At 62.2% G+C, this 23,453-nt stretch carries 21 protein-coding genes, 1 tRNA gene and 1 pseudogene; 6 read left to right on the top strand and 17 right to left on the bottom strand.

From position 1 onward, the window contains the following. Positions 1-203: 203 nt before the first annotated feature. Complete coding sequence (locus R3E82_00735; GenBank protein ID MEZ5549392.1) at positions 204-1,061, bottom strand: tetratricopeptide repeat protein; 858 nt, start codon at positions 1,059-1,061, stop codon at positions 204-206. Between the two features lie 179 nt (positions 1,062-1,240). Between R3E82_00735 and R3E82_00730 the strand changes: the two genes are divergently transcribed. Then, a complete protein-coding gene (locus R3E82_00730; GenBank protein MEZ5549391.1) occupies positions 1,241-1,642 on the top strand; it encodes a hypothetical protein in 402 nt (133 codons plus the stop codon). A 49-nt stretch (positions 1,643-1,691) separates the two neighbouring features. Here the strand turns inward: R3E82_00730 and R3E82_00725 are convergent, their stop codons facing one another. After that, the gene (locus tag R3E82_00725; protein MEZ5549390.1) at positions 1,692-2,696 is read right to left on the bottom strand and encodes an LLM class F420-dependent oxidoreductase; all 1,005 of its coding nucleotides are present in this window, start codon (positions 2,694-2,696) and stop codon (positions 1,692-1,694) included. 201 nt (positions 2,697-2,897) lie between these two features. Here R3E82_00725 and R3E82_00720 point away from each other — a divergent pair, with 201 nt between their 5' ends. After that, the gene (locus tag R3E82_00720) at positions 2,898-3,332 is read left to right on the top strand and encodes a hypothetical protein (GenBank protein MEZ5549389.1); all 435 of its coding nucleotides are present in this window, start codon (positions 2,898-2,900) and stop codon (positions 3,330-3,332) included. A gap of 46 nt (positions 3,333-3,378) precedes the next feature. Here the strand turns inward: R3E82_00720 and R3E82_00715 are convergent, their stop codons facing one another. Continuing rightward, a complete protein-coding gene (locus R3E82_00715; protein ID MEZ5549388.1) occupies positions 3,379-4,251 on the bottom strand; it encodes an SDR family NAD(P)-dependent oxidoreductase in 873 nt (290 codons plus the stop codon). Between the two features lie 192 nt (positions 4,252-4,443). On the opposite strand from R3E82_00715, the gene R3E82_00710 reads away from it, so the two are divergent. Next, a complete protein-coding gene (locus R3E82_00710; GenBank protein ID MEZ5549387.1) occupies positions 4,444-6,072 on the top strand; it encodes an AMP-binding protein in 1,629 nt (542 codons plus the stop codon). On the opposite strand, the gene R3E82_00705 is transcribed toward R3E82_00710, so the two are convergent. Genes R3E82_00705 through R3E82_00680 form a run of 6 tightly spaced genes read right to left on the bottom strand, consistent with a single transcriptional unit; the run spans position 6,057 to position 13,206 of the window. Next, complete coding sequence (locus R3E82_00705; protein ID MEZ5549386.1) at positions 6,057-6,818, bottom strand: hypothetical protein; 762 nt, start codon at positions 6,816-6,818, stop codon at positions 6,057-6,059. The two genes, R3E82_00710 and R3E82_00705, sit on opposite strands and share 16 nt — an antisense overlap. Next, positions 6,818-7,597, bottom strand: a complete 780-nt coding sequence (locus tag R3E82_00700; protein MEZ5549385.1) for an alpha/beta hydrolase — start codon at positions 7,595-7,597, stop codon at positions 6,818-6,820. Before R3E82_00700 ends, R3E82_00705 begins: the two co-directional genes overlap by 1 nt. Before the next feature lie 13 nt (positions 7,598-7,610). Next, positions 7,611-8,891 (bottom strand): hypothetical protein, encoded by a 1,281-nt coding sequence (locus R3E82_00695; protein MEZ5549384.1) that lies wholly within the window; start codon positions 8,889-8,891, stop codon positions 7,611-7,613. Positions 8,892-8,899: 8 nt separating this feature from the next. Beyond that, entirely contained in the window at positions 8,900-9,646 is a 747-nt protein-coding gene (locus R3E82_00690) for a DUF2238 domain-containing protein (GenBank protein ID MEZ5549383.1), read from the bottom strand. Further along, on the bottom strand, positions 9,643-11,925 hold the full coding sequence (locus tag R3E82_00685) for a M20/M25/M40 family metallo-hydrolase (GenBank protein ID MEZ5549382.1): 2,283 nt from the start codon (positions 11,923-11,925) through the stop codon (positions 9,643-9,645). Before R3E82_00685 ends, R3E82_00690 begins: the two co-directional genes overlap by 4 nt. Further along, positions 11,926-13,206, bottom strand: a complete 1,281-nt coding sequence (locus tag R3E82_00680; protein MEZ5549381.1) for an MFS transporter — start codon at positions 13,204-13,206, stop codon at positions 11,926-11,928. A gap of 119 nt (positions 13,207-13,325) precedes the next feature. Here R3E82_00680 and R3E82_00675 point away from each other — a divergent pair, with 119 nt between their 5' ends. The 3 genes from R3E82_00675 to R3E82_00665 are packed head-to-tail and all read left to right on the top strand — an operon-like array spanning position 13,326 to position 17,388. Beyond that, the gene (locus R3E82_00675) at positions 13,326-14,816 is read left to right on the top strand and encodes an amino acid permease (GenBank protein MEZ5549380.1); all 1,491 of its coding nucleotides are present in this window, start codon (positions 13,326-13,328) and stop codon (positions 14,814-14,816) included. Between the two features lie 9 nt (positions 14,817-14,825). After that, entirely contained in the window at positions 14,826-16,196 is a 1,371-nt protein-coding gene (locus R3E82_00670; protein MEZ5549379.1) for a glutamine synthetase family protein, read from the top strand. 4 nt (positions 16,197-16,200) lie between these two features. Continuing rightward, positions 16,201-17,388 (top strand): iron-containing alcohol dehydrogenase, encoded by a 1,188-nt coding sequence (locus R3E82_00665; protein MEZ5549378.1) that lies wholly within the window; start codon positions 16,201-16,203, stop codon positions 17,386-17,388. Positions 17,389-17,407: 19 nt separating this feature from the next. Here the strand turns inward: R3E82_00665 and R3E82_00660 are convergent, their stop codons facing one another. From R3E82_00660 to R3E82_00625, 8 genes and pseudogenes are all read right to left on the bottom strand, one after another. After that, positions 17,408-17,722, bottom strand: a complete 315-nt coding sequence (locus R3E82_00660) for a hypothetical protein (protein MEZ5549377.1) — start codon at positions 17,720-17,722, stop codon at positions 17,408-17,410. Positions 17,723-17,953: 231 nt separating this feature from the next. Further along, positions 17,954-18,571 carry an amino acid transporter gene (locus R3E82_00655; protein MEZ5549376.1) on the bottom strand — a complete coding sequence of 206 codons (618 nt, stop codon included), beginning with the start codon at positions 18,569-18,571 and terminating at the stop codon, positions 17,954-17,956. Positions 18,572-18,573: 2 nt separating this feature from the next. Then, positions 18,574-18,837 (bottom strand): annotated as a pseudogene (locus R3E82_00650) (LysE family transporter). Between the two features lie 508 nt (positions 18,838-19,345). Further along, positions 19,346-19,433, bottom strand: a tRNA-Ser gene (locus R3E82_00645). Between the two features lie 51 nt (positions 19,434-19,484). Continuing rightward, positions 19,485-20,294, bottom strand: coding sequence for an MBL fold metallo-hydrolase (locus R3E82_00640; protein ID MEZ5549375.1), 810 nt, complete (start codon positions 20,292-20,294; stop codon positions 19,485-19,487). Continuing rightward, a complete protein-coding gene (gene bamC / locus R3E82_00635) occupies positions 20,294-21,397 on the bottom strand; it encodes an outer membrane protein assembly factor BamC (GenBank protein ID MEZ5549374.1) in 1,104 nt (367 codons plus the stop codon). Before bamC ends, R3E82_00640 begins: the two co-directional genes overlap by 1 nt. Beyond that, a complete protein-coding gene (gene dapA / locus R3E82_00630) occupies positions 21,394-22,272 on the bottom strand; it encodes a 4-hydroxy-tetrahydrodipicolinate synthase (protein MEZ5549373.1) in 879 nt (292 codons plus the stop codon). Before dapA ends, bamC begins: the two co-directional genes overlap by 4 nt. Before the next feature lie 63 nt (positions 22,273-22,335). Next, the gene (locus R3E82_00625; protein MEZ5549372.1) at positions 22,336-23,451 is read right to left on the bottom strand and encodes an AI-2E family transporter; all 1,116 of its coding nucleotides are present in this window, start codon (positions 23,449-23,451) and stop codon (positions 22,336-22,338) included. Between the last annotated feature and the right edge of the window lie 2 nt (positions 23,452-23,453).

The following is a 23,453-nucleotide window of genomic DNA, read 5'->3' as shown; positions in this document are numbered from 1 at the left end:
GCGTTGCACCACACGACCACTGCGACCCGCCGACAACACGGCGCGCAGGCATGGCGGCACGCAGCAACAGCTGCCTCCCGAACTTGAAGGATAGGGGAGCCCTCAGACTGAGGATGGGATGCAGATCACAAAGAGGGTGGACGCGCCCGCCGTAGTGAGACAGTCCGCGGGACGCCGGCGCCTGAGCGCCGATCCGGCGTCTGTCAGCGGTGCATGAAGGTGAACATGCGTCGCCGGTAGCTGGTCGCCAGCTCCGAGCCTTTACCGAGCAGTGAAAAGATGCGGATCATCGTCAGACGACCGATGTCTTCGCGGAAGGTGCGGTCTTTGCTCAGAATCGCCATGGCATGGTCGAGTGCTTCGGGATACTCACCCGCCGCGGCTTTCACCACAGCCAGCCTGTAGTGAAGCTCGAGATCGTCCGGTCGCCGGGCAAGTTCCTGCGTCAGTACAGCGGCGCTGTCCATGGTGGCCGCTTCCTGCATGAGCTCGATACGTGCCTGGGGACGTTCGCGGCCTTCGGCATCCGCGGGAATCAGCGCCAGCGTGTTCCGCGCTTCGTCGAGCTCACCCTGCTGGGCCAGCACATCTGCCAGTTCGACTCGGAAGTTCTGATTGTTCGGCTCTTCCGCGATGGCCTGTTTGAGCAGTCCGAGGGCAGTGGCGAAATCACGGGCTTCCAGCAGTACCACGAGCTGTTCGCGCAGTGCGTCTGCTGAGCTCATGGTGAGCTGATCGAGCAGCTGACGCAGCGCGCTCTCCGTCTGGGGCCCCTCCACCTGACTCACCAGTTGACCATCCCGCACGACCTGCAGGCTGGGCAGACCCCTTACCCGCAGGTGCTGGGCCAGCACCTGATCCTTCGCAACATCGGCCAGCGCGAGCAGGACCTTGCCCTGAAACTGCGCCACCATTTTTTCGAGCATCTGGCGCATCTGCACCGATGGCGCCATCTGCGCGGCCCAGAACAGCACCAGTACCGGCATCTGACGGGATCGTTCGATCACATCGGTCTGAAAATTCTGAGGGGTTACCTCGAAGACGTAGCTGTTATCACTCATGGTGGCCTGACACTGTCTGAAGTTCGAGCGCTGGTATGCGCCTGTTGTTCGTTTTGTCGACCCGCTCAATCGCAGGGTCGAAATCCGCCCTCCCGGAGGGACGCGGGATTCTACTACAGTTGTCCACCGGGTATCCTCGATCGGGTCGGAGCGAGCACTCCAGCCACCGGGCGAAGCAAATGCCCATTGATTACCGGATACCGGACCCAGCCACCGGCATTGATCTGGAAACCAGGTATACCGGGACCGTTGTACCCGCCGAAGTGGTGGACTATCTGCAGCATGTCCATCTCCTGCACTCGAGCTGGGAGGGCAGGCGCGCTCTACTGTGCTTTGCGCCAGACGCCAGAGCCTCGGGCTTCGGCTATGCGGCGATCAGTGAGATTGCGGCCGTGTCCCGCACACACACGGACGCCCTCGCCGGCTGTCGCTTCGCCGCTGTCGCACCGCGCGCGATATCTTTCGGTTTCCTGCGCATGTATCTCGCCCTGCGGGATCCCCCCTATGAATATGAGGTGTTCAGAACCCGGGAAGCCGCCCTCGACTGGTTACTGCTGGAGGTCGACCGCGAAGCGGGATAGCGGCGCGGGGCTCGCAGCTGCACAGGCGGGCCGCCCGCTGCTATGGCGGCTACAGCAGCTCTTCTGCAAAAAACCGCAGGGTGTCCAGATCACCTGTACCCACATTGATCTGAGTCACGGGACTGTCCTTCCAGCCCTGCAGCCGTTCCCGGATCCTGGCCTTGGGTCCGCACAGGGCGATTTCGTCCACCAGCTGATCCGGTACCGCCGCGAATGCCTTGTCCCGCTGACCCGACATGAACAGATTCTGGATCTCATCTGCCGCATCACCAAAACCCATGCGACTCACATGATCCTTGTGCACGTTGAACGACTTCGCGCCCATGCCGCCCACATAGAAGCCCACATTCTGCTTGATCTGCGCTCTCGCTTTGTCGACATCGTCATCGATCACCACCGGCACCGCAGCAGCGATCTCGAATCCAGCGGGCTTGATGCGCATGGCGTCCGCATACTGTTCCTGCATCCGGTAGGGCGACAGAAACATCGGGATCCAGCCGTCACAGATTTCCGCCGCCATGGCGACGTTCTTCGGTCCTTCGGCACCCAGATACACGGGGATGTGCTCGCGCAGCGGATGCTGCATCAGCTTCAGCGGTTTGCCGAGGCCGGTGCCGCCGTCCAGGGGCAGCTGATAGTGCTCGCCCTGGAAAGACACAGGCTCCTTGCGCTCGATGATCTTGCGGAAGATCTGCATCCACTCACGGGTCCGCGCGAGGGGTCTGGGATAGGGCTGACCGTACCAGCCCTCCACGACCTGGGGACCGGAAACGCCGATGCCGAGAATCAGGCGGCCGTTGGAGAGATAGTCCATGGCCACCGCGTGCATGGCGGCGGACGCCGGACTGCGCGCCGAGATCTGCATGATGGAGGTACCCAGATTGATCCGGGAGGTATGCGCGCCAACCCAGGCAAGCGGCGTGAAACAATCCATACCGTAGATCTCCGGGCACCAGATGGTGTCGTAGCCCAGATTCTCCGCTTCCTTCGCCAGTGCAATGATGCGCTCCCCACCCGGCGCACCCATCGGTCCGATACCCAGTCCCAGTTTCATAGTCATCTCCCTGCACCTGCCCTTGAATCGATTGCAGCAGAACTTACCTCAAGCGGTGGTACTTTGCGAAATCCCCGCTGCAACAGCGAACGTCTGAGGCGCTGAGGCCGGAGCGCAGAACCCGGACGTTGCGAGCGTCCAAGCGCCGCACATTACCGGCTGATCGACGAGGGTCGACCCGCGGATGCCAGGCTGATCGAAATGGTCCGCATGACCTGGTGCGCCAGACTCGCACAGGGTATCGAATCCACCCTGCTCGGCGATCTGCGCTGGAGTGCGGCTGCGCTCTGCGAATGTGATTCGCTGCACGGACAGCGGGCGGCACTTTCTCCGAAGCTGGCGGCCATGGACCGCCTGTTTTCCTCTGCCCTGTTCGGACTGGCGCTGATCTGTTTCAGCCTGGCCTTTCTGCTGCTGCTGAACGACTTCGTCGTCTACCTGCAGACCGGGCGCTGGCAGACGCTGTCACTGCTGCAGTTCGGCTACGACAGTTCGCTGCTGCGGGCGCGCTGGTTTCTCAGCCACCGCTGGGGGCTGCAGTTGCACGACGTGCTCGCGCAGATCCCGGTCCCTGCCGTTCTGCTGTGTGTCTCACCGCTGGCCTGGTGGGCCAGCGACCGCTTCGAGCGCCGCTGATTTCCGGACGCTCCGCTGGTCAGCACCAGCTGAAAGACAGGCAGCATCAGCCCTGGCGTCTTTGTCGAGGCGCGGCTTCTTTCATATCCAGCAGCTGCTCGGCCAGCGGCGCCAGGTCTTCGTAGGTCGCGTCCACACCGAGACGCACGCCTTTGTTCACGAATACCTCCGCACGGGAAAAATTGCCCCCCGCAGCGTTCAGTGTGACCCCGTTTGGTGCGTTCTCACTGCACATGAACAGTACCGCGGGACTCACCAGCCGGGGATGACGTTCCGGATCCGGGTTGTCCGGATCCACATCCCGGCCGGGAATGGAGCCGATCATGCGGGTGGCAGCACCCGGAGCCAGACAGTTCACGCGTATGTCCCGACCCGCTCCTTCCAGGGCCAGCACATTCATGAAGCCGAGCATGGCCATCTTCGCCGCACCATAGTTGGACTGTCCGAAATTGCCGTAGATACCGGAGCCTGAGCTGGTGAATACGATCCGGCCGTAGCGCTGCTCGTACATCAGCGGCCAGGCTGCGTGCGTGACATAGGCAGTCCCCATCATGTGCACCTGCATCACGATGTCGAAGTCGTCCAGCGTCATCTTCTTGAAGGTCCGATCCCGCAGGATACCGGCATTATTCACAAGGATGTGCACGGTACCGAAAGCATCCACCGCATCCTGAATGATGCGCGCGGCACCCGCCCGATCCGCCACGGAATCCCGGTTGGCAACTGCGGTGCCACCCAGCGCGCGGATTTCCTCTACCACCTTGTCCGCCGCGCCTCCCGAGCCTGTGCCGTCGACAGACCCGCCGAGGTCGTTCACCAGCACCTTGGCACCGCGCTTCGCGAACTCCAGGGCGTGGCTGCGGCCGAGCCCGCCCCCGGCGCCCGTGATCACCACGACTTTGTCTTTGAATTCCGACATCCCGATTCCTCCTTTCTCTGACCGTCGGAATCTTAACTCACCAGCGCACAATGCATAGATCTATGGGCTACCGGACGCCTGGTTCAGGCGGATGGCTCACGCGGGGTTGCCGCATCTGTAGAATACGCCCAGCCTCACACCGTCAGGGAGTACCCATCGAACGCCGGTCTGACCCGCCGGGCATTCGCCGCCATGTCTGATTCAATACCCGATCTGAATTTCGGTGACCTGTTCGATGGGATCGCCGAGGCCTTCCCCGAACGAACGGCCATCCGCTTCGGCGAACTCAGCTGTTCGTGGCAGACGTTCGCCGAGCGCTCCAATCGGCTCGCCAGAAACCTGGGCCGGCAGGGTCTGCAGCCCGGCGCGAAAGTCGCCTTCTATCTTCGCAACAGCCCCGCCTACATCGAGCTTTTCGCAGCCTGCGCGAAGGGCCGCTTCGTGCACGCCAACGTGAACTATCGCTATGTCGAGCAGGAACTCTTCTACCTGCTCGACAACTCGGACGCTGAAGCCGTGGTCTACGATGCCCAGTTCCGGCCCCAGGTGGAGGCGCTCAAGGCGCGTCTGCCGAAGGTGCGGACGTACATCGAAGTCGGCGATGCGCCGGTCGCCGGTTTCGCTTCGAGTTTCGAAGACCTGTGCCTGCAGGGCGACAGCACACCCCTGCAGATCGAGCGATCGGGCGACGATCTCTACTTCATGTACACCGGGGGAACCACCGGCTACCCGAAGGCGGTCATGTGGCCCGCCAGAGCCCGCATTGCCGCCATAGGGATGGTGACGGCGGCCGACGTGGCAGGTCATATCCAGGCACTGCGGGCAAGCGCGGCGTTTCCGGTCGCCCTGCCCGCCGCGCCGATGATGCACTCCACCGGGCTTACAACCGTGATGAGCACGCTGGTCGCCGCCGGCACCCTGGTGGTGCTGCCGACCCGATCATTCGACCCGGCGACCTGCCTGGCGGAAGTCGCCAGACACCGGGTCACGAGAATCGCCATCGTTGGCGATGCGTTTTCATTGCCGCTGCTCGAACACCTGCGCAGCCACGCGGATCGCTACGACCTGTCTTCGGTCGAGCTCATCTCCTCCGCCGGCGCGATGTGGAGCGAACCCTGTAAGCAGGGCCTGCTCGAGTACTTCCCCCGGGCCACCCTGGCAGACTCCCTGGGTTCCTCGGAAGGTTCACGCATCGGCGCCGCAACCGCCCGCCGCGGCGAATCCGGCAGCACCGGCCGCTTCGAACTCGGTCCCGACGTCAAGGTGTTCCGCGAGGACTTCAGCGAAGTGCCCGCCGGCTCCGGAGAGGCAGGCATGCTTGCCAAGGCGGGCGCCCTGCCGCTCGGCTACTACAAGGATCCCGCCCGCACCGCCGAGACCTTCCCCACGATTGACGGTGTGCGCTACTCCATGCCCGGCGACTGGTGTCGACTGGAGGCCGACGGCACCATGACCCTGCTCGGTCGCGGCAATCACTGCATCAACACCGGTGGTGAAAAAGTGTTTCCCGAGGAGGTGGAGGAAGCATTGAAACAGGTACCCGGAATCATCGATGCCGCCGTGGTCGGCGTTCCCGACGAGCGCTGGGGCCAGTCTGTGGCAGCACTGATCAGGACAAGCGAGGGACGCGAGCTGCCGGATTCGCTGCTGCACGAACATCTCAACCGGCACCTGGCCAGATACAAGCATCCACGGCGGCTGCACAGGGTGACAGACGGATTCCGCCACGAAAACGGCAAGATCAACTACCGGGCGGTCAACCGCATGCTGCTCGAATACCTCGAGGAAAGCGGTCCGTCAGATCGTCAGTCCCGCAACTGAGCGAGCAGTTCAGGCGCGCTACGCAGCCGCTCGATGATCTCATCGATCTCAGCATCGACCAGTTCCCCGGCAGCCACCAGAGAACCACACAGATTGACTGCCGCCGGGATGCAGGTCGAACGCGCTCTGAACAGGTCCAGTGCGGGACCACTGCCGGTCAGCAGATCGCGCACGACCGGTGGACTCAACACACCCGCAGATTCGATCACCGGAAAATCCAGCAGGTTGTGCAGGGTGGCCAGCAGTTTGGGCCCGATGAGCTGGGGCACCAGCGCGCCCTGGTGTCGGTAGAGAATCCGTTCCGCAAGATAGAGATAGGCGCCGAGCAGAGGATCCCCGGCGGCAAACTGCATGAAGGCGTTGTGTACCTTGGAATAGACGCGCCAGTCAGCACCCTGACTTTGCACCCAGACCTCCCGGCCGAAGGCGTGTCCCGCATCCAGCAGTTCGAGCCGCTCAGGTGCCAGCACAAAGACGTCTGCATCGATCCAGACCGCGGTATCGAAGCCTGCAGCAAGCGACTGCCGCAGTGCGTGGAGACGCCCCAGGTCGGCGGCGATGGCGCGCTGGCCGAGCGTCTTCTGCTTGAGTTCGGCTGACAGAGGATCGAACAGCTCATCGCCCATCCAGCGATAATCGTAACCGCGGCCTTCCGCCCATTTCCGCACCGAGGCAGTGCAGGTCTCATACCAGGCGGCCGGCAGCGGCGTGCGATGCGACTGCAGCACCTGCACCCGGGGAGGCATCAGCCGTTGCCGTGTTCGAGGAAACCCGCCAGCAGGTGATTGAACACCGCCGGCTGTTCGAAGTAAGGGGAGTGACCGGCGTCACGGATCAGCTCGAAGCGGGCATCCCGGAAATAGGGAACATAGGAAGCAAGCAGGTCACTCGGAAACAGGGGATCTTCCGCACCCGAGATGAACAGCACCGGGCACTCGATCCGCCCTGCGTCTTCGAAACTCACCGCCACTTCGGGATCCGCCAGACCACGCAGACAGCTCATCGAAAAACCGGTATTGAATGCATTGATCGCCTCATACAGCAGCATGCGATCCGGGCGCGCGGCAGTGGCCTTCGCCATGGTGCCCATCACCCCCGCTCCCGAGGACCCGGTGCTGGTCGTCAGATTGCGCATGGAATCGGTGGGTCGCTGATTGGGCAGACCACCTGGCGTACAGCTCATGGTGAGAGACGCAACCCGCTCCGGATGATCGAGCAGCAGACGCAGACAGGTCCAGCCACCCATCGACTGGGCCACCAGATGGGCGCGGTCGACTTTCAGCGCATCCAGCAGCGCCAGTGCATCCCGGCTGAACCGGGGTACCGACACGGACGCCGGGTCCGCAGGTGAGCGCGCGAAGGTCCGATGATCGAAGGTGATGCAGCGGTACTGCCTGGCGAACACCGCGACCTGTTCAAACCAGATCGCCGCGTTCCCTCCCGCACCGTGGGCAAAGAGAATCGCCTCTCCGGCTCCGTGTTCTTCGTAATAGATGGCGGTGCCATCGACATCGACCGTGGGCATGCAACTGTCTCCTTCAGTTAACCAGCGAAATTGGCAGCAGTGCTGTGCGAACCTGGGCAGGCTTGATACTGACATCCGTCCAGGCGAGCAGCAGCTCATCCCCGAGCAGCAGCATTCTGGGAAATCCCGCCGGCCGGTTCAGAGCTGTGGTCATGGTCGGATAGGGAGTTCCCGGGGCCTGGGTGCCCGGACCGAAGCGCTGCACCATCAGGGTGGCTCCGCCCTCGCCGTTGCGCTCCAGCCAGCTCACATAGGTGCGGCCGCGATCATCCAGTGCCACATCGACCCGACCCAGTGGATCGCCGGCACCTGCAGTCGCCGGCGGCTCGAAGCTCGCACCGCCATCGCTCGAACGCGCCAACCGCACCCGTGACACGGAATCTGCCGCCGTGTACCAGGCAACGGCGAGTTCTGATCCTTGCGCGGCGATTGCGGGTCCATTTACCGGACACCCTTCGATGCGCCAGCCGTCCACCGCCACATTCGCCGGCTGTGTCCAGCCCTCTGTCTGCCAGCGGCTGACCGAAATGTCCCGTATCTCAGCCTCGGAGCGATCCCGATACACCAGCACCGGGCCCTCGGCCGCCACCGCAACATCGGTCTGACAGCAGTCACAGGCCCGGGTATCGAGTACCGTCTCATTCGATATCAGACCCCGGGCATCCACCCGCGCAAACCGCACCGTCATGTCACCACCCTGCAGGGTCTCCCGCCCATCCAGCCAGACCACACCGGCGCCGACACCGCTACCGGTATCGAGGGGGAAGAGAGACACAAAGCCATGCTCGGTCGCCGTGCCGTCCAGATTCAGTTTGAAAGGAGCACCCCAGTGCACGCCGCCATCCGGCGAACTGGAGAGATAACTGTCGTAGGCGTAGGGGCTGTCTCCCGCGCGAACCAGCCAATGGGCGAGCCAGAACGATTCATCGACGGGTACCACCGAAGGAATATCCGCCCAGTTGACGAACCAGCGGGTACCGCCGGCAACGGTTGCCGCCGGTGACCAGGTGCCTGAAGAAAGAGTTGCAGTGCGCAGCCTTGTTGGAACCTCCTCTTCTGACTGCGGAGATTCCGAGTGGTGGCTGTCCGTTGTGAACAGATTTCCGGAAACTTCGGTCTCAATCCAGCTCAGCACCGCGCGGCCCTGGCTATCCTGCGCCAGATTGACCTGACCGCTGCCTGGTGCCGCCGGCGTCACAAGCATCCGCAAGCCGCCGTCATCGCAACCCGCACCGGCCCCGGACAACACGAGCAGTGCGATCAGCCGCCGCGACAGTGTAGAAGGGCCATTCAACACCACACCTATTCCCCGAGCCTGCTCTGGCGCGCCGCAAGCATTTCGGCAATGGCCTCTTCGCCGAGGGGTTCTGCCTGCTTGACCCGGAAACTGTCGACCCACTCCGCAGCGAAATCCCGCTGCAGCCAGACGTTCACTCCGATCACGATACCCATCGCCAGCAGTGCCCCGAGGCCGCCCAGTGCGATGTCCTTGTGGGCATCCCAGATATCACCCTGGGTGCCCAGATAGGCCATGCCGAGATCGCCGCCGAACACCACTGCCGCTCCCCATTCGATCATTTCATAGAAAAAGGACGAGGAAAGTGTCAGATCAAAGGGCAGGAAGTAGCCCCAGAAACCACGCACATTGACGATGCGCAGAAACATCTCGCGGATCGGGTAGGCGATCAGTAATCCGTAGCACAGGTGCACGAAGCGATCGTAGTGGTTGCGCTCCCAGCCGAAAGTATCGCTGATCGAGCGACCGAACAGCGATTCAGCCATCGCGTCATAGGGTGTCAGTGAATAGGTGTAGTGCGCGCCCACCACATGGATGCAGAGAAAAACGAAGATCAGCGTGTAGGAAAGCCGCGACAGGCGGAAGCGGTGATAGGAATAGAGCAGCCAGATCACGAACACCCCGGTGAGCACGTTCTCCAGCAGCCAGGCTGAACGATCTTCGACCCCGAACGCGAGCAGCAGCCAGAACACCGAAAACACACTGAGCAGTCCGATCACATAGTGATCGCGATGCTGCTCGGGCTGACTCACAGTGTTATGACCCGGTAGGCGACGCGCTGATCGCCTCTGTGCTGGGGTACCGCCAGTTCACCACGGGCTTTGACCAGGTTGTGAACCGGCAGGGGCAGCTGGTTGCTGCCGTCTGCAAGCCAGGCACTCACGGGGCCGTCACGATCGAAGGTCAACTCGAAGGTGGCGCCCGCGTCTCCGGGAGCGAACAGGGCAAGCACGATGTTCTCTCCAGAGTTCTCCAGATTCAGCGCCCGCCCTTCGATTTTCGCGCCACTCAATCCGGCCGATTTCGGTACCACCAGCAACACGTAGGCTTCCGCCGCCCGCCGTCGATACTGCAGTTTCACCTGGTTGCCATCGCGCTCGATGAGCATTTCGGACGGTGCGATCTCCACCACCGGTGCATCGAAGTGGGGCACATCGCCGATGGTCCAGGGTCGCGCCGGGGCGAGTGTGATCTTGCCACCGGCGCGCCGCACCGGTTTGGGCAGTGGATTGCTGGCGACTACCGCCCATTGCGCCCGCTCGTTGTCCCGATCGAGCACATAGTGCAGCGAAACATGCTGAGGACGCTGAGGCGAATACAGGTCCGTAACACCAGACCAGACGAGCCCTGCGAGCAGCGCAACAGCAGCGATCACGACGAAGCCCCGACCCGGTCGCAGCGGAATCAACGCCACTACGAGCAGCGCCAGGGCCGCGAAAATCGCCGGTGCCAGCCGCCAGCCCTGGGTCTCTTCATTCGCGAAACTCAAAGTCAGCATCGAATAGGCCAGCAGCGCCAGGGCGACGATGGCGATACCCGATTGCAGTCGGCCCGCGGCACGCCAGCGACCACTCAGACCGACGGTGGCGAGCACCGCCGCGGGCACCCCCGCCACCAGCAGCAGGTTTGCCGCCAGAGGAGCAGCCACTGCAAGTGTCAGGGCGAACAGTCCCAGCAGCGTCCAGGCACCAAGGAACAGCGGCCAGAAGGACAGTCGTGCCGCCAGCCACCAGCCGAGCGCCCCCAGGCTCAACCCACAGGCGCCATAAACCAGCAGACGCCAGGGCCAGGGATTCGCCGGGAAATTCACCCGGGTGCCGGCAATCTGATCCGCCAGCCAGAGCAAGCCGAAACACAGCAGCAGTGCCAGCAGCAGCACGGCGCCGGCAATGCCAAGTCCTGCCAGCAGTCGCGGCAGACTCAGACCAAGCGCCGCACGATCTGCCTGACTCACCCGCGCAATCACCAGCAATGGCAGCAGCAGGGCTGCCAGCGCCAGCGGCAGATTCCAGGTCGCCGGCCAGCTCAGCCAGAACTTCTGCTGCACAGTCAGGTAGGAAAAGGCCGGCGCAGTTTCCTCAAGCGACATGTCGCGAAGCAGCTTCACCAGCGGCAGAAGATTCTCACCGTGATGCTGCACCGAACCCGGATCCAGATTGGCGATTGTGTCCAGCGGCGTGTGATAGTGGTTGAATTCGTAGGCGAAGGAGAAGTCGATGGCGGGAAACCCCGCACGTTCCGCAACGGAGAAATCCGTGTCGTTGGGCATGCGCGCGAAGATTTCCTGAGCCACCGACAGGGCTACCGGTGCCGGTGCCGCCTCTTTGAACAGCCGCACCAGCCGCCCGCCGTCACTGGTCGCCCGCAACAGCAGTGAAGGCCCCCGGGAGCCGCTGCCTTCCATGTTGATGACGGCCTTTACCTGCGCCGCCAGCGGATGCTCCGCAAAAAATGCCTCGGCACCCAGCAGGCCCACCTCCTCCGCATCGGTGAAAACCAGGAGAATCCGATTTTTCGTCGGGCCATCTGCCAGCAGTGCGCGCGCGGTCTCGAGCAGGGCAACGACCCCTGAACCGTCGTCCGCCGCACCTGGTGCGTGGGGGACCGAGTCATAGTGCGCCATGAGCATGACCGTGTCATCACGCTGCCCGGGAATCGCCGCGATGACGTTCTCTACCCGGGCGCACAGGGGCCCGCTGCCCGAACAGCCGACCGTGCGCTGCACCTGAGGTTCGAGGCCCAGCTCTTCCAGTACATCCACCAGCCGGTCGCGCACTGCACGGTTGGCCGCACTGCCGACCGGGTGCGGCGTCTCGTCGCCGAGCAGCCGCCGCAACACGACAATGGCCCGCTCGGCGGAGAACTCAGTAGCCGGTGCAGCAGCGGAAACCGGTGCAGGCGGGTGCATGGAAAGCCAGCCGAGCACACCGACAACGGCAACGGCCAGCAACGCCAGCCAGGCACTTCGTTCAGACGCTCGCGCACCGGGACTGGGGTTCAATGCCTTTTCTCCATCCAGTGATTCTGTCACTCAGGCCCCCGGTGCAACCGACTCTGACTGTGTCGCTGAGTCAGATTTATCCCGGAATGTCTGACCGGCGCGCATGGTCCGCACTTCCCGATCGAGCAGCGCCAGCGCGGTCGGCACAATGATAAGGGTCGCGGCGATCAGCAGAGTCTCCCGTGATCCGATACTGTCCAGCAACAGCCCCGCCATGACCAGCCCGAAAGGCGCGAGCACGATGGAGCCCAGATTGTCATAGGCGCTCACCCGGGACAGCAGATGGGAAGGAATCCGCTGATGCAGGGTGGTAACCCAGAGGACACCGAATACCTGCCCCGCGATGCCGTTGGCAAAGGCGCCGAGCGCCACCACCCAGACCAGATCGGTGAGCGCCATGAGCAGAATCGGCAATGCAAACACGAACACACAGTTCGTCGCAAACAGCATGGGGCGTTGCACATTGAGCCGCAGTGCAACAAAACCCCCGGCCAGAGTACCCAGCCCGAATGCTGAGACGATGAAACCCCAGTCCGCAGCACCGCCCAGTTCGGCCCGGGCAACCGCCGGTCCGATGAGGCCGAGGAAGGCATGGAAGCCTGCGACCACCAGCGAGAACTGCAGCACGATGATCCACAGCCAGCGGTGCGAGGTGAATTCCTGGAAGCCGAGCTGCAGGTCCTGCAGGAGGCTCGCAGACGCGATCGGCACCTGCGCTCGCCTGGGGATCCGTGAGATCAGAACCGCGGAACAGAGGAAGGTCACCGAGTTGATGCCGATGGTGATACCAGCACCGAAAGCAGCAACGAGTACTCCCGCGATGGCGGCCCCAGTCGCTGTGGCACCACTGCGCGCAGTACCGATCAGGGCATTGGCCGACTGCAGACGGTGTGCCGGTACCACTTCGGGAATGAATCCGATCAGCGCCGGTGAGTGGAAGGCGAGCGCGAGACCATTCAGCGCCATCAGTACCATCAGCAGCGGCACCGTCGCCGTTGCGCTGAGAAAGGCAACGGCCATACCACCGAGCGCGAGCATCGCCAGCAGGTCCGCACCGATCATCACCCGCCGCCGGGGCAGGCGATCGGCCACTACCCCGCCGAACATCAGGGCGAGCACCTGAGTGCCGGTCTGACTGGCCACCACCATACCCGTGTCCCGTGCGGAACCGGTGAGATTGAGCACTCCGAAGGCCATAGCGATCGGAGCCATCGAAGTGCCGAACCAGGCCACCAGATGGGCACCGAAGAGCTTGGGAAAGTCCGGTTCCCGCAACAGCTTCAGGCCTTCGATAATTCTGTTGTCAGCCATCAATGTCCTGCTCAACCCGTTGCTTCTCGATGGGGGCTCCAGTCCGTATGATCCCGGGCTGATCAGTGTGATTGTGCAACGTGCGCCGCGACCGGGCGCCAGCGGAAAAGGCTGAGAGTGTGACTGAAGGAGGTGTACGTCTCCAGGGCGTCGGCTACACCAGGGCTGAAGCCGGCTATTTCGAACGCCGTGGACTGCGCCGGCACGCGGGTGTCTGGTCGCTCTGGGCACTCGCCGTGGGCGCGGTAATCTCGGGTCATTTCTCCGGGTGGAATCTGGGCCTCTCGATTGCCGGCTGGGGCGGCATGCTGGTCGCCACCCTCATCATTTCGGTGATGTATCTGGGTCTGACCTTTTCCATTGCGGAGATGTCGCCCGCGCTGCCCCATACCGGCGGGGCCTACTCCTTTGCCCGCACAGCACTGGGCCCCTGGGGTGGCTTTCTGACCGGATTGTCCGAAAACGTCGAATACGTGCTCGTGCCCGGAGTAATCGTCTTCTTTATCGGCACCTACCTCACCGGCATCTTTGAAACGCCTCCGGCGCTGCAGCCCCTGTGGTGGGTGCTCGGCTACTCGATTTTCGTCGGCCTCAACATCCGGGGGGTGGAACTGTCTTTCAAGGTGACCCTGGTCGTGACCATCCTCGCCCTGCTGTGCCTGGTGATCTTCTGGGCCAGCGCACTGCCGAACATGGACTTCGGACGCTGGGCCATGAATGTCGGCCCGGATGGCGTCGAACTGCCGGAGGGTCACGGACCCTTCCTGCCCACCGGCTGGCCGGGCGTGCTGGCCGCCCTGCCCTTCGCCGTGTGGCTGTTTCTCGCGGTGGAACAACTGCCCCTTGCCGCCGAAGAGAGCCATGCCCCCCAGCGCGACATGCCCAGGGGCATCCTGGCGGCGATGTTCACCCTGATGATTTCCGCCTTCATGATCCTCTGGCTGAATCCCTCGGTGATCGGTGTCGGTACCCATGCCCTGGGGCAATCCGGCGAACCCCTGCTCGACGCACTGCGTGCCATCTACGGCGACGGTACCGCCAAGGTGCTCGCCCTGGTGGCCATCATCGGCCTCATCGCCTCCTTTCACGCCATCATCTATGCCAAAGGCCGGCAGATTTATTCCCTTTCCCGGGCGGGGTATTTTCCAACACCGCTTTCCGTCACTCACAGCCGCTTCAAAACGCCCCACGTAGCGATGCTTTCCGGATCCCTGCTGGCACTCACCGTGATGCTGGTGCTCTGGTTCAGTCTCGGCGCCGAAACGGGCGGTGTCATCATCGGCGGCACCCTGCTCAACATGGCCGTGTTCGCCGCCATGTTTTCCTACATCATGCAGTCCCTTGCCTTTATCCGGCTGCGCCAGAAACTGCCAGACATTGTCCGACCCTACCGCAGCCCCCTCGGCATGGTGGGGCCGGTGCTGACCATTCTCATCGGCACGGTGACCATCTGCTTCCAGCTCACCGATCCCGTCTATCGCCAGGGCGTTCTCGGCGTTGCCGTCTGGTTTGCCGTCGGCATCCTCTACTTTGCGCTGATCGGCAGACATCAGCTGATCCTCTCACCCGAAGAATCCTTCGCCCTGGATCACCAGACGAAAACGCCTTAAGGAACCACCATGACCGGCATGCTCACGCTCGATGAACTCAAAGCAGCCGCTGCAGACGGCAGCATCGATACCGTGCTGGTCTGCATCGTCGACATGTTCGGTCGACCGATCGGCAAGCGCTTTCACGTCGAGCACTTTGTAAACACCGCCTGGCAGGAAACCCATGGCTGCAACTATCTGCTGGCCAACGATATCGACATGGAGCCCGTGCCCGGCTATCGCGCCGCCAACTGGGGTGCCGGTTACGGCGACTTCGCGATGAAGCCGGATCTGACGACACTGCGCCGGATTCCCTGGCTTAAGCGCACCGCGCTGGTGCTCGCCGACGTGCAGGATCATCAGGGAAAGGATCTGCCCCACAGCCCCCGGGCGATTCTCAAAGCCCAGTGTGCGCGCCTGGCAGAGCGGAAATTCGAGGCTTACCTTGCCTCGGAGCTCGAGTTTTATCTGTTTGAAGAATCCTACGACAGCGCCCGTGAGAAACACTACGCCGACCTTAAAACCGCCAGCCCCTACATCGGCGACTACTACATCCTCGCCACCACCAAGGAAGAGGCGGTGATGCAGGCCATCCGCAGCGGCATCCACGGCGCGGGCATTCCTGTCGAGAATTCGAAGGGCGAGTGGGCGCCCGGCCAGGAGGAGCTCAACGTGCGCTATGCGGACGCGCTGACCATGGCCGACCGCCACGTCATCATGAAAAACGGCATCAAGGAGATCGCCTTTCTGCACGGTCAGTCGGTGACCTTCATGGCCAAGTGGCACTACGACCTCGCCGGTTCGTCCTGCCACATCCATGCATCTCTGTGGGACGGGCAGGGTAAAAAACCGCTGTTTCTGGACCCCAAAGCCGATCGGGGTATGAGTCGGCTGATGCGTCAGTTCCTCGCCGGTCAGCTCAAATATGCTGCGGAACTGACCTGGTTCCTCGCTCCCTTCGTGAACTCCTACAAGCGTTTTCAGCAGGCGGGCACTTTCGCACCGACCCGCATCGTCTGGTCCGACGACAACCGCACCGCCGGTTTCCGCCTGTGCGGTGCGAAGACCAGGGGTATCCGCGCCGAGTGCCGCATCGGTGGCGCGGATCTCAACCCCCATCTGGCGTTCGCTGCACTGCTCGCGGCGGGGCTGGCGGGGATCGATGAAGAGCTGAAACTCGAACCGCCGTTCGAAGGCGACGCTTACGGCAACGCAGCACTGCCGGAAATTCCGAAGACCCTGCGGGATGCCACGGAGCGACTCGATGGCTCCGCGATGCTGCGGGCCGCCTTCGGCGACGAAGTGATCGACCATTACGTGCACACCGCCCGCTGGGAGCAGCAGGAGTACGACCGCCGCATCACCGACTGGGAACTGACCCGCGGTTTCGAGCGCTACTGAAATCATGGCAACACCCAAGGCGAACTGGAGCTACCCCACCGCCGTGCGCTTCGGCGCAGGACGCATCGACGAACTCGCTGATGCCTGTCGCAGTACAGGGATGAGGCGCCCGCTGCTGGTCACCGATCAGGGCCTGGCGGATCAGGCCATCACCCGCACAGCCCTGCAATCCCTGAAAAGCGGCGGCCTCGCTGCGGCGCTGTTCGCCGATGTCAAGCCGAATCCGGTAGAAGCGAATCTCGAAGCCGGCCTCGCCGCCTATCGTCAGGGCAGTCACGACGGTGTGGTCGCCTTCGGTGGCGGCAGCGGGCTGGACATGGGCAAACTCATCGCCTTCATGTCCGGCCAGAGCCGGCCGGTGTGGGATTTCGAAGACATCGACGACTGGTGGACGCGCGCTGATGCCACCGGAATCGCACCCATCATCGCGGTACCCACCACCGCGGGCACCGGCTCCGAAGTCGGACGCGCAGGCGTGCTCACCGATCTGTCGACCCACACCAAAAAGGTCATCTTCCATCCGCAGATGATGCCGACCATCGTGATCTGTGATCCTGCGCTGACCGTCGGGCTGCCGTCGCGCATTACAGCCGGCACCGGCATGGACGCCCTCGCCCACTGCCTCGAAGCCTACTGCGCACCCGCCTATCACCCGCTCGCCGAAGGCATCGCCGTCGAAGGCATGCGCCTGGTGTTCGGCAATCTGCGCAGGGTGATGGCCGACGGCACGGACCTCGAAGCACGCGGACACATGATGAGCGCAGCCGCCATGGGCGCCACCGCTTTTCAGAAAGGCTTAGGGGCGATCCACGCACTCTCCCACCCGGTAGGCGCCCTCTACGATACCCATCACGGCATGACCAACGCGGTGTTCATGCCTTACGTGCTCGAGTTCAATCGACCGGCGATAGAGGAAAAAATATCCCGTCTCGCCGCCTGGCTGGGGTTTGCAGACGGATTCGAAGGCTTTCTGCAGGCGGTGCTCGCCCTGCGCGAAGCTATCGGAGTCCCGGCAACACTCAGCGGGCTGGGGGTGGACCACAGCGAGCTCGAGCGCATCGCGGCGATGGCCATCGTGGATCCGACCGCGTCAGGGAATCCCGTTGCGCTGACACTTGACGGCGCCCGGATGATATTCACCGCCGCAGTGACAGGTCGATATCCTTACTCGAACCAGACCTCAATAGCATAGCCGTCCGGATCGGCCTCAGCTAAGGATCGAAGGTCTCAGCCACCTCGACGGATCCGCCGCTGGCGAGAATCGGGCAACCCTTCGCCTTCGCAATCGCATCCTTGAGATCTTTCGCTTCGATCACGCTATAGCCGGTGGTCGGATTGCTGCCGCCATTGTCGACTACCGAGCCGTCGGCCTGCACGGTGGTGGATTGCCCCACCGGGTTGCCGCCGTCGACTACATCGCCACCCATCGAACCGAACCAGTTACCCCAGGCTGCCATGGCTTCCGCCGCCGCTTTTTCGGATTCGGGCATGCCGCCGCCGTGATACACAAAGAGATATTTTGCCATCTTCACTCCCTCCCACAGTGAAACCGTGCTCTACCTTAGTACACAGGGCGCAGGAACTCACCCGCCGGAAGCACTCGACGACAGTCCCGTTCCACTCCGGATGCCGCAGCCGGCTGGATGGCCGGATCAGCTTTTTGAGACCAGACCGCGATGTCTGCCATGCCATCTTCATAAGGGTGGGGATGCTCATATCAATTGTCTCGTGACAAGTCCTTCCGATCGCACCTTCTACTACAGCGCATCCAGCCATTGATGCCCCGGTTGAACCAGCGACAGGTAAGTAGCCAGCCACGATCGGGCAGCGGGGGACAGGTGCGGCAGGCATGACTCGAAGTCCGCCTGGTCTTTGGCACGGTGTGCTTTAGCCTTGTAGAGCAGTACACCTTCCGGCTTCAGGAAGGGGATACCGTCGCTACGGTCGATCATGCGTCCTCTGGGCTCCTTGATGCGCTCGTCCCGGCGGCATACCCAGGTCTGGGAGTCACCCGGTTCGAGCATCAGATCAAGGCGCCACCTGCCAGCGGTGGAATCCGCAATCCAGCATTGGTGTTTTTCGGAGGGCATCGGCTGATTTCCATCGAGTCCGAATGATTCCCCGTCACCCACTGCGTAGAGGCGATAGCCTGGTTCAAAGAACCTGCGCAGCTCGACGAAGTCACTCCGGGGAGCCGCGATCTCTATGTCGGAATGGGGACGCGTCACCCGGCCAAGCCAAAGATCAATTGCCCAGCCGCCGACGACGCACCACACGGGCGTGGCCGAACCCAGGATCCGGGACACTTGACGCGGTGACCATGCTTCCCAGGCCTCCAGCCCAGGTCCCTGCCAATGTGCTTGCACACCCGGCATTTTCAACGGCGCGCGTTGCCAAATTTGAGGCGACGCCACGCAATCGCTGCGAAAACCACAAACGCGGAGGCCATAAATAATGCTCCGAGAATGATGATCTGCTCAGGCACGGAACCATTTACCGGCTCCGCGAACTGAGGCAGAAAGGCCAGGAAGAAAATCGCAACCTTGGGATTTGATACCTTCATAATCACCCTGCGAAGGTACAACTCCCGGGCTGTCAGTTTGGCCTCTTCGTAATCCGAACCGGTGTTTGGCGCTGCGCGGAATGCCTGCCAGGTCCGAGTGAGCGAAAGAAGGGGCTATCCACGCAACGCGCATCCCTTTCTCAGCTTCTAATGTCTCCAGCACCTCCTGACTGGCGCAGTTGGGGAAATCACTCGTCAGGATGAGCTCCATCGGCTACCGAAATGGCCTAAAACGCACGGCTATGCGACGCCTGACGGCTTGAACGTACCTTGCACCTGGAACACATTCGGCGAATTCTCGATGGCGGTAACCGGCATAGAGACTGTGAAGGTAATGATCGCAGCATGTATCGCCGCACCGTTCAACGCGGTGGTCCTTGTGTCTGCGCGATGACCTGAGTGTGCCTAACAACCAGATGGACGACAAACGGCCGCTCGAACAGACAGCATCGCCAGTCCGCTGGCATTTACGATTCCGAGTAGAGGCACACGAAGTCTGCCTTGCGCAATCTTGCAGGGATGCCTGGATGGAGAAAACGGCCGCCCATATAAAAATCGAACTAAAACAATGTGTTGAGAAATGGTATGGCGGAGAGGGTGGGATTCGAACCCACGGACCCTTGCGGGTCACCTGATTTCGAGTCAGGCACCTTCGACCTCTCGGTCACCTCTCCGGGAGACTGGATTGAGACTGCGGTTTTAAGGCGCGGATTGAACAGGGATCTTCAGTTGAGTTCAAGTATCGGTTCCGGTCGTTCCGGGGCTGGTTCGTCGATTGCGGTAACGGTGATCCAGTCCGCGCCCTGATCCTGACTGGCAAAGCGCAGCTGTCTGACCCGGCTGCGCAGTGGTGCGAAGGCGGCCTCGAGCAGATCGAGGTGGTTGTTTTCCTGGCTGATATGCCCCACCAGGACTTCAAGCTGGTCGTGAGCAACCGCCTCGAGGAAGGCGACCGACTGCGGATTGGACAGATGCCCCAGTTCACTGGCGATGCGCCGTTTTACCGATGCGGGATAGCGACCGCGCATGAGCATCTGCTCATCGTAGTTGGCTTCCATCAGCAGACCGTCGAGGCGCTGGTACGCAGCGGTGACAAAGGACGTGACATGGCCCAGATCGGAAACCACCCCGAAGCGGCAGCCGGCATTTTCGAAAACAAACTGGGTCGGCTCCCTCGCATCGTGGGGAACCACCACCGGGTGGACGGTAACAGCGCCGATCTCGAAAGGACTGTGGGAGTTGATGGGTTTACCGAGCAGCGGTGTACCACCACCGCTCGATGCCTTGAGCGTTCCGAAGGATGCGAACACCGGCAGCGCATACTTGTAGGCGAGGGCAGCGACACCGCCTGCGTGATCACTGTGTTCATGGGTAACCAGCACTGCAGAGATATCCGCACCCTTGAGATCCAGTCTTGCAAGGCGCGCTTCCGCCTGCTTCAGCGTGAATCCGCAATCCACCAGAATCCGTTCGCCGCCCATCTCGATGAGGGTGCCATTACCCCGGCTGCCGCTGCCGAGCGAGGCGAACCGCATCAGCTGGAGAACTCGCGCAGCATGCTGAGCACCTGCTGACTGAATTCCCGGTCCAGTGGCCTGGCTTTGTCGTCCTGTACCGTCACCTGGAAAATGGTATCGGATGTCCTGGCCAGGTGCAGCTGCAGTTCATACTTCTTCTTCCCGCCACCGAACAGGCCGGCCAGCCAGCCGCGCTGCTCGCCGGTCAGTGCCTTATCGGGAATACTGACTTCGTAGATGCCTGTGTCTTCGTCGAGACTGATCACTTCGACTTCCGCCCGTGAGAGCGCCTGGCCGATTGTCGCCCAGGCCCGTTCCTGATCGAGGCGGAGATTCAACGCAGGCTCACCACTGGCATCCCGCCCGAGTTCAGATTTGATGCCGCCTTTAATCTCCTGGGCCACCATCGAGATGGTCTGCTCGGATACCCGCGCGGCGATATAGGCGCCGATCTCGTTGAGCATGTCGACTTCGACCTCCGGCACCAGGGATTGCATCTCATTGAGATCGATCACCCCATACCGCGGCGGTGCAAGACCATCGTTTTCATAGCGCAGGTGGATTTCCGACGTCAGCTCCCGCAGACCGGGCTCGACCCGGATGAGCAGTCGATCGCGACCCTCGCTGATGCTGGCGTCGCTGCGATCATCGCGCAGTATGCTGCGGATGATGTCCCGGTACTGTCGATCGCTGATTTCGAGCCATTCGGTGTCGATCCTGCCCTGACTCGAAACTTCCGCCGCGATACCTACCCCGTTCTCCGCCAGAAACTGTTTCACTTTCGGCCACACTGTGGTGGGTGCTTCCGGTACTGCCAGCCAGCGCCGCTCACCCAGACGCTGGATGCGCACTTCGTCCCGGTTATCGCTGGCATAGATCGCGTCCGGTTGCGGCGGTTGATCGGGATAGAACTCGGCATTTACCTGGTTGGGTATACGCGGTACCGGGAAGGGATCGGCGACCTTTGCGCTGTTCAGATCGGAAGGCACCACCAGATCATGGTTTTCGGTTGTGGTGATGTAGTCGTCGCCGCGATTCACGAAAAAGCCTTTGTCGTCGTTGAACCAGCTGCAGGCGCTGAGACCAGACAGCATCGCTGCCACTATTGCCAGGTTTCTCATGCCATGGCTCCTGCCGCCCGGAGACGACGAACCAGCTCCGGCCGGTGTTTCTCAGAAAGTTCGATCAACGGCAGACGGATACCCCGTTCGGCTCTGCCCATTTCGTACAGCGCCCATTTGGTGGGTTGCGGGCTGGATTCCACAAAAAGAATTTCGTGGATCGGCTGCAGCACCGCATCGAGCCGCTCGGCTTCCGATTTGTTCCCCGCCAGGAACGCCTCACAGAATTTCGCCATGAGAGCCGGCAGCACATTAGCGGTCACCGAGATGGTGCCCACCGCGCCGAGCTTCATCATGTCGAGTGTCTGAGCATCTTCTCCGGAGAGGATCACGAAGTCCTCGGGTACCGCCTGGCGGATTTCGCTCACCCGCTCGACTCTGCCGCAGGCTTCCTTGATGGCGACGATACGGGGATGAACCGCGAGCCGGCCGACCGTGTGTGCAGACATGTCACAAGCCGTGCGGGGCGGCACGTTGTAGAGCACCAGTGGTACTTCAGTCGCCTCCGCAATGGCCATGTAATGCCGGAAGAGTCCTTCCTGGGTCGGCTTGTTGTAATAAGGTGTCACCACCAGACAGGCATCCACACCGGCACCCTGCGCTTCCCGGGTGAGGTGAATGGCTTCCGCGGTGGCATTGGCACCGGTACCGGCGACTACAGGCACCCGTCCTCCGACGAGTTCCACCACCTTCTCGATCACCTGAAGATGCTCGTCCACATTCAGCGTCGCGGATTCTCCCGTTGTTCCCACCGGCACGATACCGTGGGTGCCTTCCGCGAGATGCCAGCCGACCAGCCGCTCCAGCGCCGCCCAGTCGATGCTGCCGTCATCGTGCATCGGTGTGATCAAGGCGACGAGGCTACCCCTCAACATCAGCTGTCCTGTTCCGGTGGAAGTGTGAAACCGGCAGGATGTTACTGGCGCGGGACCGGCACCTCAAGGCGCAGCCGCGGATTGACCGTCAGTTTCCGTCCGTAAATCACCGCCTTCTGCCACCATATCGTGCCGGGGCCAGGCGTTATAGATGGCTTTGACCAGCGTGGCGAGCGGAATGGCGAAGAATACCCCCCACACACCCCACAGACCGCCAAAAGCCAGCACGGCTGTGATGATCGTGATCGGATGCAGATCCACCGCCTCAGAAAACAGCAGTGGTACCAGCACGTTGCCGTCCAGGGCCTGAATGATGCCGTAGGCGATCATCACGGTGCCCATTTCCCAGGTCCAGCCGAACTGAAAGACCGCAACCAGCGCTACGGGGATCGTCACCACCGCAGCACCGACGAAGGGAATGAGCACCGAGAGCCCGACAATCAGTCCCAGCAGTGCGGCATAGTTGAGGCCCAGCAGGCGGAAAGTCACAAAGGTGACGGCACCCACAATCAGAATCTCGATGAACTTGCCGCGCACATAGTTGGCCAGTTGCCTGTTCATCTCGCCACCTACCTGGTTGAGCAGGGGCCGCTCAGCCGGGAGCAGCGACAGAAACCAGTCCATCAGCTGCCGCCGATCCTTCAGAAAGAAGAACACCGATATCGGCACCAGCACCAGATAGATCAGCAGCGCGATCACCGAAGGCACCTGATTCACCAGTGTGTTCAGCAGCGAGCCGCTGACACTGCCGATCTCATGAGTTGCCAGGTCGAGCCACTGGTTCACCTGTTCGGCGGTCACGAATCCCGGCGCCACCTCCGGGAGTTCGCGCAGCATTTCCTGAAGTCGCGTGACGATGTTCGGCACTGCCGCGCGCAGCGCGACCAGCTGCTGCCAGACAAGGGGCAACACAAACAGCAGTCCGGCCAGCATGGCGCCGAGAAAGGCGATATAGCTCAGTCCGACCGCGATGGGTTCCGGAACTTGCATCGCTCTTAATCGTTTGACGAGGCCCTGGAGCACGAATGCCAGCACCAGACCCGTGAGCACCGGCGCCAGTACTTCGCCAAGCACCACCAGTATCGTAAAACCGATGACCAGGAAGACGATGAGATAGATGGCATCCTCATTTGAGAAATGCCGATTGATCCAGCCACCGATGATTTCCAGAAAACGCATTG

The organism is Pseudomonadales bacterium (assembly GCA_041395945.1).
Classification (GTDB): Bacteria; Pseudomonadota; Gammaproteobacteria; order Pseudomonadales; family Azotimanducaceae; genus SZUA-309.
The sequence above is the reverse complement of the archived record's forward strand: the minus strand, read 5'-3'. Positions and strand labels throughout refer to the sequence as shown.